Source organism: Streptomyces sp. NPDC059455 (genome assembly GCF_042750115.1).
In the GTDB taxonomy this organism is placed as follows: Bacteria; Actinomycetota; Actinomycetes; order Streptomycetales; family Streptomycetaceae; genus Streptomyces; species Streptomyces endocoffeicus.
In genome coordinates this window covers 1-11,859 of record NZ_JBHYVB010000248.1, presented here as the reverse complement: position 1 = coordinate 11,859, position 11,859 = coordinate 1, and the positions used below count along the sequence as shown (strand labels likewise).

The 11,859-nt window shown below is 73.7% G+C and carries 9 protein-coding genes; 5 read left to right on the top strand and 4 right to left on the bottom strand.

All coding sequences use genetic code 11. The features are described from left to right. Window positions 1–309: 309 nt before the first annotated feature. Together ACFXB5_RS47095 and ACFXB5_RS47090 are read right to left on the bottom strand one after the other, a co-directional pair. The gene (locus ACFXB5_RS47095; RefSeq protein WP_385220476.1) at window positions 310–450 is read right to left on the bottom strand and encodes a response regulator transcription factor; all 141 of its coding nucleotides are present in this window, start codon (window positions 448–450) and stop codon (window positions 310–312) included. Between the two features lie 164 nt (window positions 451–614). Further along, on the bottom strand, window positions 615–2,723 hold the full coding sequence (locus ACFXB5_RS47090) for an AAA family ATPase (protein ID WP_385220468.1): 2,109 nt from the start codon (window positions 2,721–2,723) through the stop codon (window positions 615–617). 72 nt (window positions 2,724–2,795) lie between these two features. Here ACFXB5_RS47090 and ACFXB5_RS47085 point away from each other — a divergent pair, with 72 nt between their 5' ends. Both ACFXB5_RS47085 and ACFXB5_RS47080 read left to right on the top strand, forming a co-directional pair. After that, window positions 2,796–3,692, top strand: a complete 897-nt coding sequence (locus ACFXB5_RS47085) for an MBL fold metallo-hydrolase (protein WP_385220466.1) — start codon at window positions 2,796–2,798, stop codon at window positions 3,690–3,692. Further along, window positions 3,683–4,837, top strand: coding sequence for a carboxylesterase family protein (locus ACFXB5_RS47080; RefSeq protein WP_385220463.1), 1,155 nt, complete (start codon window positions 3,683–3,685; stop codon window positions 4,835–4,837). The genes ACFXB5_RS47085 and ACFXB5_RS47080 overlap by 10 nt, the downstream gene beginning before the upstream one ends. 126 nt (window positions 4,838–4,963) lie before the next feature. Here ACFXB5_RS47080 and ACFXB5_RS47075 read toward each other — a convergent pair whose 3' ends face one another. Next, on the bottom strand, window positions 4,964–5,860 hold the full coding sequence (locus tag ACFXB5_RS47075; RefSeq protein WP_385220460.1) for an MHYT domain-containing protein: 897 nt from the start codon (window positions 5,858–5,860) through the stop codon (window positions 4,964–4,966). A gap of 285 nt (window positions 5,861–6,145) precedes the next feature. Continuing rightward, window positions 6,146–6,388, bottom strand: coding sequence for a hypothetical protein (locus ACFXB5_RS47070; RefSeq protein WP_385220457.1), 243 nt, complete (start codon window positions 6,386–6,388; stop codon window positions 6,146–6,148). Window positions 6,389–6,585: 197 nt separating this feature from the next. Between ACFXB5_RS47070 and ACFXB5_RS47065 the strand changes: the two genes are divergently transcribed. The 3 genes from ACFXB5_RS47065 to ACFXB5_RS47055 are packed head-to-tail and all read left to right on the top strand — an operon-like array spanning window position 6,586 to window position 11,707. After that, entirely contained in the window at window positions 6,586–10,371 is a 3,786-nt protein-coding gene (locus ACFXB5_RS47065; protein ID WP_385220454.1) for a CHAT domain-containing protein, read from the top strand. After that, a complete protein-coding gene (locus ACFXB5_RS47060) occupies window positions 10,368–11,054 on the top strand; it encodes a hypothetical protein (protein WP_385220451.1) in 687 nt (228 codons plus the stop codon). The genes ACFXB5_RS47065 and ACFXB5_RS47060 overlap by 4 nt, the downstream gene beginning before the upstream one ends. A 26-nt stretch (window positions 11,055–11,080) precedes the next feature. Beyond that, window positions 11,081–11,707 (top strand): RES family NAD+ phosphorylase, encoded by a 627-nt coding sequence (locus ACFXB5_RS47055; protein ID WP_385220448.1) that lies wholly within the window; start codon window positions 11,081–11,083, stop codon window positions 11,705–11,707. Window positions 11,708–11,859 lie beyond the last annotated feature (152 nt).

Sequence of the window (11,859 nt, the reverse complement as noted above, 5' to 3'; positions counted from 1 at the left end):
GCTGGGCCCCCACCCCCCGCGGGGTCGGGGGCTCGGGCGGTCCCGGTGGACGCGCCGGCGCCGCCCCCGCCCCCGGCGGGCCCGGCGCGGACGGGCCCGGCGCCGGGGAGACGGGTGGCCCGGGACGTGGCTCGGGACGTGGCCCCGGACATGGCGCCGAACATGGCCTGGGGCTGCTCGGGATACGCCGCCGTGTCGCCGCGCTCGATGGAACGGTGACGGTGACCAGCCCGCGCGGCGGGCCGACGGTCATCGAGGTGGAGCTGCCCTGCCGGTGGCGATCGCCGGAAGCGCACGTGGCCACCGCCACTACGGCCGGCCGGACGCCTCGATCAGGTCGCGCAGCTGGGAGCGGGCGGTGACGCCGAGCTTGGGGAAGCTGCGGTAGAGGTGCGAGCCGACGGTGCGGGGGGAGAGGAAGAGCCGTTCGCCGATCTCGCGGTTGCTCAGCCCCTGCGCGGCCAGGCGGATGATGTGCTGCTGTTGCGGGGAGAGCGAGGTGAGGGCATCTGGGCCGGCCGGGGCGGATTCGACACCGGCGGCGCGCAGTTCGGCCTGGGTGCGGTCGATCCAGGAGGGGGCGCCGAGGCGGCGGAAGGTTTCCAGCGCGGTGTTCAGCTGGTGGCGGGCCTCGGTGATGCGGTGGCGGCGGCGCAGCCATTCGGCGTGGTCCAGCAGGATCTGCGCGCGTTCGAACGGCCATTGGCCGCCCGCCGGTTCGGCGAGGGCCGCGGTGAAGTGCGGCTCGGCCCGGGACGGTTCGAGCAGTGCGCGGGCGCGGTGGCTTCGAGCGACCGTGCGGCGGCGTCGAGGTGCGGCAGCCCGGCGCCCGCGGAGTTGGTGTTCACGGCGGCGGTACGGGCCTGCGCCCACCGCCCGTGGTCCAGGTACGACCACCCGGCCGAGCAGCCGAGACCGATGGGCAGCGAGCCGCCCAGCCGCCAGCGGTGGAGGGCGTCGTCGAAGATCCGTACCGCGAGCGCGGTCTCGTCGAGCAGCCAGGCCATGGCGCCGAGCGAGATGAGCCGGGCGGGGTCGCCGTCCGCCCGCTCCACCAGCGCCGGGATCGCCGCCACCCGCTCGGACCGGTGCGCGGTGGGGTCGGTCACCGCGAGCGTCCAGGGGTCGTCGTGAGCCCGGGCCCGTACGGTGCGGCGGTACTCCTCGTCGCCCGAGTAGAAGCCCGCCACCGACGCCGAGGAGAGCGCGACCCGGCGCAGCTTGGGATCCTCCGCCGCCCGCAGCAGCAAGGACATCGCGGTGTCGTGCTCGGTGCTCAGCGTGAGCACCTGACCCACGCGCAGCGATGCCTCGGCAGACAGCTCCGGGTCGTCGGTGAGCGCGGCGGCCTGCGCGGCGAGCCGGCGCACCCAGTGCGGCTGTCCGGTGGACACCGCGGCACCCGCCGCGGCCACCAGGCGGCGGGCACGGTCGCGCCGCCCGGGGCTCAGCTCGGCGGCCCGCTCCAGCGCGGTGGTGGCGGCGGTGTATCCGCCACGCTCCCGCGCCCTGGCCGCCGACTCCTCCAGCGCGGCGGCGATCTCCTCGTCCGGCCCCTCCGCGGCGGCGGCCAGATGCCAGGCGCGGCGGTCGGGCTCGGCGCCGAGCAGCGTGGCGAGGTCGCGGTGGGCCTGACGGCGGGCGGCCAGTGGTACGGAGTGGTAGATGGCGGATCTGATCAGCGGATGCCGGAAGCGGGCCCGCCAGCCGTCGCGGCCGCCGCCGGTGATCCGCAGCAGTCCGGCGGCCTCGGCCGGGGCCAGCACCTCGACCCGGCCCGCCACCGCCCGGTCGTCCGCCGCGACCAGGAGCAGTGCCTGCCGGGTGGTCTCGGGCAGGGTTTCGAGGTCGGCGGCGAAGACCCGCATCAGACGGTCGGTGGGCGGCAGGAGCTCCCCGTCGGCGGAGCCGGCCGGGTCCGCGCCGCAGGCGCCGTTCGCCCGGGCGAGCTCGATCAGCGCCAGGGGATTTCCGGCGGCCTGGTCGAGGATGCGCAACCGGCGGCTGCCGGTCGGCGGATACGGCTGCCGGTCCAGCAGGAGGCCCGCAGAGGTCGCGTCCAGCGGGTCGAGCGTGCGCAGCGGAAAGCCGGAGAACGGCGCCGTGGCCCCGCCCCGGGCGCCCTCGCCCGCCCTGTCCCTGGCTCCGGCCAGTACGGCGAGGGGTTCGTCGCCGATGCGCCGGGTGGCGAAGGCGAGCAGCTCCAGCGAGCCGGCGTCGATCCACTGAAGGTCGTCGGCGACCACGAGGACGGGCGACTGCCGGGCGAGGTCCGACAGCAGCGTGAGCAGCGCGACCCCGAGCAACAGCCGATCGGGCGGGCCGCCGCGTCCGGTGTCGACGCCGTCGGGTCCGGCCTCCCTGAGGTGGGCGTTATCGGGCTCGGCCTCCCCGAGATGGGCGTTGTCGGGCTCGGCCTGCCCGAAACCACCGCCCCCGAAGTCGTCCCCCAGGCCCATGGCCCCCAGCAGCGCCGACCGCTGCCGCCCCGGCAGCCGCGCGGTCTCCCCCAGCACCGGCCGCAGCAGCTGGTGCAGCCCCGCGAACGTCAGGTTCGCCTCGCTCTCGCTGCCCGTCATCCGCAGCACCCGGCCCCGGTGACGATCCGCCGCGAGGCCGAGCAGGGTGCTCTTGCCCGCGCCCGGTTCACCCGTAAGGATCAGTACACCGCTGGTCAGACCGAGCACGGCCGCGCTCTCCTTCTCCCGCCCGACCATGGTCATCCTTCGACTCTAGCCCGTGGTGCAGTCAGATGACCGATACCGCCGGCGCCCGCCGACGCGCAGGCTGGAGACATGGACACCATCACGCTTGGAAACGTCGAGATCACCCGCGTGGTAGAGGTGGCCCCGAGGGGTCTGCCACGTGGCTTCATCTTTCCCGACGTGGCCCCGGAGCACTGGCGCGCGCACGAGAGCTGGCTGGCCCCCGAATTCCTGGACCCGGCCGCCGATGAGATCCGCACGATGATCCAGACCTGGCTGCTCCGCAGCGAGGGCCGGACGATCCTGATCGACACGGGCATCGGCAACGACCGGGAGCGGCCGGGCATGCCGCCCTTCCACCATCTGCACACGAACTACCTCGGGGAGCTGGCCGCGGCCGGGGTCCGCCCGGCGGATGTGGACCTGGTGATCTGCACCCATGTGCACGGGGACCACGTCGGCTGGAACACTTCATGGGCGGACGGTGAGTGGCGGCCGACCTTCCCCAACGCGCAGTATGTGATCCCCCGCGTCGACTTCGACTACTGGAACCCGGAGAACGGTCACCGGACCCGCTCCGGCCCCCGGATGGCGAATGTGTTCGAGGACAGCGTCGCCCCGGTCCACCAGGCCGGGCAGACCGTGCTGTGGGAGGGCGACCACTACGACGTCGACGCCCAGCTGCGCATCGAGTCCGCCCCCGGCCACACCCCCGGCTCCGCCGTGGTGCGGCTGCGGTCGGGTACGGATCGGGCGGTCTTCGTGGGCGATCTGATGCACAGCCCGCTGCAGATCGTGGAGCCGGACGCCTGCCCCTGCTTCGACGAGGACGAGCCCCGGGCGCGGGTCTCCCGGCGCCGGGTGCTGGGCGAGACCGCGGACGAGGGTGCATTGTTGTTCCCCGCGCACTTCCCCGGTGCGAGCGCGGCCGAAGTGCGGCGTGACGGCGAGCGGTTCGCGGTGAAGGAGTGGGCGGTATGGCGGTGAGCGTGTTCCGGAACATCCCGTACGCGGCCGGGCCGACCGGCGCCGCGCGGTTCGCCGCGCCGACCCCCGTACCCGGTGGACCCCCCGCACCCGGCACACCCGGCGCCGACGGGCAGGGGCCGACGGCTCCGACACCCGAGCGGCGGTTCCCGGCGGATCTGAGCCCGCTGATGGGCCCGGGCTGGGTGCGTGGCGAGGACTATCTGACGCTCAACGTCTGGACGCCACGGACCGACGGAAACGCCCCGGTGATGGTCTTCGTGCACGGCGGCGCGTTCCTCTCCGGCACCGGCCAGGCGCCGGTGTACGACGGGACGTCCTTCGCCCGCGACGGCGTGGTCCTCGTCACCCTCAACTACCGTCTCGGCGCGCTGGGTTGGCTCGATCTGCCGGGCGCCCCGCGCAACCGGGGCCTGCTGGACGTGCTCGCGGCGCTGCGGTGGGTGCGTGAGCACATCGCGGACTACGGCGGGGACCCGGACCGGGTCACGGTGTTCGGGCAGTCGGCGGGAGGGATGATCATCAGTGCGTTGCTGTTGATGCCCGAGGCCGCCGGGCTGTTCCGGGGCGCGATCAGCCAGAGCGGTGGGCTCTACGCCCTGACCGGCGCCCAGGCGGCGGAGACGACCCGGGCCCTGGCGGACCGGCTGGGCGTTCCGGCCACGGCCGAGGCGTTCGCCGGCATCCCCGACGAGCGTCTGGTGTCCGCGCTCGCCGAGGTGCCCGGCGCGGGGCCGAGGCTGTCGCCGCTCGGTGTGGTGCTCGACGGGCTCGACGACGCGCCACCGCCGCATCCGGTGGATCTGCTGGTGGGCACGAACACCCAGGAGTCGCTGCTCTACCAGCGGCCGGAACAGAGCGCGGCCATCGACACGATCTTCCGCGAAGCTCGTGAGCGACTGGTGTCCCGCTACGACAGGGCGTTCACCTACGACTTCGACTGGCGGGGCGGGCCGTTCGGCGCGTGCCACGCCGTGGAGCTCCCGTTCGTCTTCGACACCACCGAGCTGCCCGCCCTCCGTACGGCGAACGGACTGCTCGGACCGGACATCCCGCCGGCGCTGGCCACCGAGATGCACGGCGCGTGGGTGCGCTTCGCCATGAGCGGGGATCCCGGCTGGTCGGGAACGCACCGGTTCCATTAGGGCACACGGGGTGCGGCGGGGTGGCCGTGGCGGCGGATCGGTGTCCGCTCCGCGCGCGGGTCACGGCCGCCTCGTCGTGCCCCGGAACGGCCGCGGGTCCAGCCGTGCCCCGGAACGGTCGTGGGTTCACCAGTCGCGGTACTCCTGGCGGGCGTGGCGCGGGGCCGGGCGGCTCGTCCGGGCCCGAGCGGGCTCCTCCTCCGGTGGCCAAGCCGGCCAGACCGGCCGGGGCGGTGGTGGCGACGCGGTACTGCGCGCACCGTCCGCCTTCTTCTCGTTCCACTCCCCCTCGCCCAGGACGAGCAGCGGATCGAACATGATGATGGTCCCCGCGATCACCAGGAAGATCACCGGGCCGATCAGCATGGGGAGGATGAGCGAGGCGGGCGCCTCACCGCCGACGGAGGCGCTGAGCACATCGTCCAGCCGCACGTTGACCGCGGCCATGCCCGTGTAGTGCATCCCGGTCACGGCGACCCCCATCACCATGCTCGACGCCAGGCTGGCGCGGAAGCCGTGGATGGTCACGGCGGCCCAGAGGGCGGCGGTCGCGGCCACGACCGCGATCAGGACGGAGAGCAGGACGGTCGGCACGGAGTACTCCAGATGTCCCTGCATGCGCATCGCGGACATCCCGATGTAGTGCATGCCCGCGACGCCGAGTCCGGTGAACACACCGGCCGAGAGCAGCACCCCCGAGGAGGTGCCCCGGTAGCCGACCATGAAGACGCCGATGCCGACGACGACGATCGCCACGAACAGGCTGAGAAGGGTGATCGGTATGTCGAAGCCGATCGGCGTCTCCTGCACATGGAAGCCCATCATGGCGATGAAGTGCATCGTCCAGATGCCCGAGCCGATCGACGCGGACCCGAGCGCGAGCCAGCCCGCCCTCCAGGAGCGCCGGGTCCGCACCGACCGGGCCGTGCAGCGTAAACCGAGGGCTCCGCCGAGACAGGCCATGAGGTAGGCCGCCAGCGGAGTGGCGGCCCCGTAGTTGAACCCGTCGATCGTGCCGTACATGTACGCTCCACCCTTTTCGCCGCGGGGATCCTGTGCAGAAACGTTGTGTCACCGGCGAGAGTAGGGCTCGGCCGAGCACGCCACCCACACATTTGGTCACGCATCGATAAAGGTGTCTCACCAGGGGTGACGGGATGTCACGCGATTCACCGCATGTCCGTTTTCCCCTTTGCCGCAGATGGGCGGTGTTGTGCCGGTGGCACGTGCCCGGCGGGAGGGTCACCCGGGGCGGTACGAGAGCGGCGAGCCCGGGAGCCATCCACGCCGCCCTCGCCCCGGGAGCGGCTACGCCGCGGACGAGTCCTCCGGATGTCTTACGGCTCTCTTCACCGCCCGTTCCACCTCGAATCTGCTCAACCCGGCCGACACGGCGTGCTCCGTGATCGCCGCCTGCACCCGCTCCGCCGCCGCGCGCCACCGCTCCCACTGGTCCCGGCGCTCATCGCCGTCCAGCCCGGACACCCGGCGATGCTCCGCATCAGCGGATTTTTGCAGGTCAATCAGCTCATCAGTCACCAGATCAGACATGCGAGCGATTCTAAGGAAACCGTACGAAGAAGAGCGCGGAGGCGCCGCGGGAGTTTTCACGCGACGCCGCACCCGCGTATCCGGCCGGGCGATTCGCGGACGTCTTCTGGTCGGTTTCCGGAAAGGGCGATCAAAGGACTCCTGTGCTCGCGCGGACGGGCGGATGATGAGAGCGGCATGACGAAGGGGGACGTTTCATGCACGGCAGGGATCTCGCGGCATTACGTGACCGCGCCGAACGGGCCGCGGCCGACGCGCTGGCGTGCATCGCCCCGCCCCCACCGGAGAGCCCGGCGGCCGGCGCCGGTTCGAAAGACCCCGGTTCGAAAGACCCCGGTTCGGACGGCTCGTCCGACGGCCCGACGGCGACGCGAGCGCCCGACGGCACTCGGTCGCCCGCCACCGCCGACCCCGCCCTGCTCGACCAACGCATCACCGAACTCGACGGCCTGGAAGTCGAGTTGGCGGCGGCCGTACCGGACGGGGACGCGCTGCTGTGCACCGTACGCGCCCGGCTCGGCGGTCTGTACGCCGAGCGCTACGGGCGCAATCCCACGGACGACGACCGGAGCAGGGGCCTGCGGGTGCTGCGCGCCGCCCGCGCCCCTGAGGCGCTCGGCCCACGGGACGAGCGGGCTTCCGCCTTCCACCTGGTGCGGTTGCTGCTGACCCCCGCCATGACGGCCGGATGGGACGGCACGCTGTCCCGGCTCCTGGAGTCCTTCGACATCGGGCGCCGAGTGGCGTTGGGGGACCCCGAGCTCACCGCCGATCTGACCGAGCTGCGCGGTCTGGTGACCGACCTGGCGCCGACGCTCCCGAAAGACGCCGCCGAATCCCTGTTCTGGGCGGCCGACATCCTCGAGCGGGTGCCCGCCGTCGTGCGCTCCCGGGACCTCGAGCAGATGGCCGACCTGGCCACGCAGATGGCGCAACGGCTGCCGGGCCGCAACTCCGAGCTGATGCGGGCCCTGAGCGGCCTGGCCGCCGAGTTCTCCGGAGCCGGGGAGGCGGGCGAAGTCGATGCGGCCAAGGCGATGGCGGAGTCCGAGGAGGACACCGCCCTCACCTTCGCACAGGCCGCCCTCATGCTGGAGCTCGAAGTGCCCGGCACCATCCGGACCGAGGATCTGGAGGCCCTGGTCAATGAGGTGAGCAAGGGGCCGGCCGGTGAAGAGGCGGAGACCGCGATGCGCGCCGCGATGAGCCGCATGGCGCACGGCATGCGCACGGGGGACGCCGACCGGCTGGCCGAGGCGGCCGAGTTGATCGGCACGGCCGCCGGTACGGGATCCGGCCGGGTGGACTGGATGGCCGGGGTCATATCGCCCGGACTGCTGGCCGCGGCCAACGTCCTGGGCGGCAACCTCACGGACCGCGACCAGGCGCGGACCCGCCTCGACGCGCTCTTCGGCCCCACCTCCGCGGTGTTCGAATCCGCCCACGCGACCGGGCCCGGCGCGGAGGGGCTGAGGGTGTGCGCCCGGAGCATGCACCTACTGCTGCGCCTCAACGAGGCGCTGGACGAGCGAAACACCGAAACGCTGGAGGACCTGCTGGACGAGCTGCTCGACCTGCTGGAGGAGGCCGGCGAGAGCAGCGAATGGCAGTTCCTGGTGCTCTTCCTGCTCGGCCAGGCCCAGTTGAGCCTGGCCACGCTGGACGGCGGGATCCCCGCGCTGCGGGCCGGTGTGGCCTACTTCGAGGAGGCGGCGAACCATCCGAGGCTCCCGACGTTCGCCCAGCCCCTCATGGACGCGCAGTGCGCGCCTCTGCTGGCCCTCTTCTCCATGATCGAACCGGATCCCGCGCGGGTCTCCGAGGCCGTGGCCCGGGCCCGCCGGGCCCTGGACGGCCCCGTCTCGACCCCCGACCAGCGAGTGTGGATCCGGCAGGGCATCGGGCTGGCGCTGCTCACCGTCCACAGGTCGACCGGCGACCCCTCCGACCTGGAGAAAGCGGTCGAGGAGATGGAACGGGCCAGGGGCGAACTCACCGAGCGCACCAGTCCGGACATCCGGCAGAAGCTGCTGTGGGAGCTGGCCGAGGCGTACCGGCTGCGCGACGACCGGGAGCGCGATGACATAGGGGCGGCCGTCGCCACCGCCCATGCCTCGCTGTGGGTGCTGGCCGAGGACGTGCTGCTGCAACTCGGCGCCGAGCACGGCCTCGAGGTGGCCAGGGCGGGGGCCAGCCGTGGGCTGCTCGCCGCCCACTGGGCCGCCGTGGACGGCCGGATCGAGGAGGCCCTGACATCGCTGGAGAACGGGCGGGGCCTGGTGCTGCGCGCCGCGGCCGCGGCCGCCGGGGTCCCCGAGCAGCTGGCCGCCCGGGGCGAGGCGGAGCTGGCCGAGCAGTGGCGGACCGCCGTACGGGACCTCCCGCCCCAGGCCGCGCCGACCGGCGGCGGACTCACGCCCGGCATCGGCGGCGGTGCCCCGGAGGAGGTCCGGAACGCGCTCGCGCGGGTCATGCCGGCCGGGGCCGCCCCCGGCGTCGAGATCCCCAGCACGCTGCGCCGCCGCGCCCTGGACGTACTGCGTCGGGACAGCGGCGAGGCGCCGCTGCGCGGACTGCTCGGCGCCCCCGCCATCGGGGAGTTGCGGGACGGGCTGCGCGCCACCGGCTCCGACGCCCTGGTGTATCTGGTACCCGGGCAGGGCACCGCCGATGGCGTGGCCGTCCTGGTGCGGAGCACCGACGAGCCGACGGCGCTGCCCCTGCCGGGGCTCGGCGCGCTCGGCCGCGAGCCGCTGGAGCGCTATCTGGACGCGGGTGCCCGGCGGTCGGCCGTGTCCGAGCACGGCATGGACGCCCACGCCGAGGCCCATCGCGACTGGGAAGCGGCGCTGGAGGGGCTGTGCGACTGGGCGGGCCCGGCCGTCCTCGCCCCCGTCCTGGACGCGCTGGACGCCCGGACGGCGGACGGGCACCGAAAAGCGGAGGACCGGCACGGGAAAGCGGCGGACCGGCACGGGAAAGCGGGGGACGGGCACGGGAAAGCGGCGGACGGGCCCGCGGCACACGACGCGCCGGTCCGGCTGGTCCTCGTGCCGTGCGGCAACCTCGGTGCCGTGCCGTGGCACGCCGCCCGCCTCCCCCTCCCCCGGCAACGGGGCGGTGCACGGCGCCCGTACGCGTACGCCTGCGAAGGCGCGGTCATCTCGTACGCCGCGTCCGGCGGTGAGTTCCTGCGGGCCGCCCGGCGCGGCCGGGTGCCCGCGAGTGAGCGCGCGGTGCTGGTGGCCGACCCCAGCGGGGATCTGACCTGGGCGCAGGACGAGGTGACGGCCCTTCGTACCGCGTACTACACCGAGGCCCTGCTCTACGGCTGGCACGAGGACGCGCCCGAGAACGCGCTGGGCACGCCCGATGACGTGCTCTCCCACCTCCCCGGACGCCCGGCCGCGCCCGCCGCCTCGCTGCTGCATCTGGTGGTGCACGGCCTGGCCGGGCTGCGGCCCACCGACTCGGCCCTCCACCTGGCCGGCCCGGACCCCGCAGACGCCCAAGTCCCCGTGGACACCCCGGACCCGGGCAGGCTGACGGTGACGCGCATTCTCGACGTACCCGCCGGGGAACGGGCCGCCACCGGGCCGCTGATCGTGCTCAGCGCCTGCGAGACGGACCTCAGCAGCCGTGACCACGACGAGGCGCTGACCCCGACCACCGCACTGCTGGCCCGCGGCGCCACGGATGTGGTCGGCTCGCGATGGAAGGTCTCGGACAGCGCCTCCGCCGCGCTGATGGTGGTCTTCCACCACCATCTGGCCGTCGCCGGGCTGGCCCCGCCGGACGCCCTGCGCGCCGCCCAGCTGTGGATGCTCGACCACGACCGCCACCCCGTCCCCGGACTGACCGGGCTTCTGCTGGCCGAGACGCAGAGCGACGCGGGGGGTCTGGCCCGGGCCGTCTCCTGGGCCGGATTCATCCACCAGGGCAACCCCGCTCCCCACGCACCCGTGGAAGGACGACAGCCATGACCACCGACGATCTCCTGGAGCTGCTGCGCCGGCATCTGCCGGAGATCCGCGCCTCGCTCACCGCCGCGCAGTTCGGCGGTTTCCAGGACAGTGTGCTGCGGCTGCGGGCCGCCGGAGACGACACCAGGGCCGTGCGCGGTGCGGTGCGGCAGGTGCGGCTGGCGCTGCTGCCCCTCCCCCGCGAGATGGAACTGCGCAGAAAGCTGGACCAGTTCAGGTCCGGGGGCGCGGCGCCCTCCGCGGTCCTGCCGGACACCGACCGGCTGGCCGAGCTGATCCGGCTGCTGGACTCCGTGGACTGGCCGACGCTGGACCCCGAGAGCGCCGAGATCGCCCGAGCGGTACGGCAGCGGCTGCTGACCGCCCCCGCGCGGGGCCCGGAGCAGCTCACGGGCCCGGCCGCCGAGGATCCCACCGGGGCCGGGCTGATCCGTCTGTCCGATCCCGAACGCGGCGATCGCTACCCGGAGTTCCAGTTCGACCCGGACACCGGTGAGCCACGGCCGGTGGTGCAGCGGATCAACAGAATGCTGCTGTCGGACCAGGACCCGTGGGGCGCCGCCGACTGGTGGCTCGGCGGCAACACCTGGCTGCGCGACGCGCCCGCCGCCCTGGTGGGGCGGGTGCCGGACGCACGGCTGACCGAGGCCGCCGCCGCGCTGATCGGAGACGGCGGATGGTGAGGCAGGCGCCCCCCGAGGGCGCGCGCATGAGCCCGAACCTGTTCGTCCTGAGCGCGGGCACCGAGCTGTGGAGGTGCCATGAAACGGCCTACGCCTGCACCGAGTTCAACCCGAGGCCCGCGCACTCCTTCTTCGGCGGCAACCGCTTCGACGCCACCACCGAGGACCGGTATCCGTATCTCTACGCGGCCGTGGAGCCGACCACCACCCTCGCCGAGGTGATGCTGCGGGACATGGAGTTCACCGGGCCGGAGGGGCGGCGTCAGGTGCCGTGGGCGCTGGCGGCCACCCGCTCGCTGTCCAAGGTGCGGGTGACCGAGGACCTGGTCCTGGTGCGGCTGGTCGAGGAGGAGGACCTGGCCGCGGTGTTCCAGACCTCCTGGCTGCTGGAGACGGACGAGTACGCGCAGACCCGCGCCTGGGCGAGAGAGATCAGGCGTCAGGTTCCGGACGCGCAGGGGCTGGTGTGGCAGTCGCGGCGGCACCGCCCGCAACCCGCCCTGGTGCTGTTCGGCGACCGCTGCGGGGAGGAGCCGCTGAAGGCGGTGCCCGGCCAGGCCCACAACCTGGGCACGTTCGAGGGGGCGGGCGAGGCCAACCAGCTGCTGGCACCGCTGCGGGCGGTCATCATTCCGCCCGGTATGCGGGCATGAGCGCGCGGGGCGGCACGGGGGGGCGCCCCCCCAACCCCCCCCCGGTTTGACACCCCGGATCCGAGGGCGCCGCCTCCGGCACGTACAGCACTTGGCGGGTCGCGTAGCTCTCGGAGTGGTCGGCGACCTGCTTGGCTTCCTCCAGGGTGGCC

Bases quoted from the DNA above. Each gene is read 5' to 3' on its own strand.
- ACFXB5_RS47055 (WP_385220448.1), top strand. From the start codon at position 11,081: ATGAGCCCGAACCTGTTCGTCCTGAGCGCGGGCACCGAGCTGTGGAGG.
- ACFXB5_RS47070 (WP_385220457.1), bottom strand. From the start codon at position 6,388: ATGTCTGATCTGGTGACTGATGAGCTGATTGACCTGCAAAAATCCGCT.
- ACFXB5_RS47065 (WP_385220454.1), top strand. From the start codon at position 6,586: ATGCACGGCAGGGATCTCGCGGCATTACGTGACCGCGCCGAACGGGCC.
- ACFXB5_RS47090 (WP_385220468.1), bottom strand. From the start codon at position 2,723: ATGACCATGGTCGGGCGGGAGAAGGAGAGCGCGGCCGTGCTCGGTCTG.
- ACFXB5_RS47085 (WP_385220466.1), top strand. From the start codon at position 2,796: ATGGACACCATCACGCTTGGAAACGTCGAGATCACCCGCGTGGTAGAG.
- ACFXB5_RS47060 (WP_385220451.1), top strand. From the start codon at position 10,368: ATGACCACCGACGATCTCCTGGAGCTGCTGCGCCGGCATCTGCCGGAG.
- ACFXB5_RS47080 (WP_385220463.1), top strand. From the start codon at position 3,683: ATGGCGGTGAGCGTGTTCCGGAACATCCCGTACGCGGCCGGGCCGACC.
- ACFXB5_RS47075 (WP_385220460.1), bottom strand. From the start codon at position 5,860: ATGTACGGCACGATCGACGGGTTCAACTACGGGGCCGCCACTCCGCTG.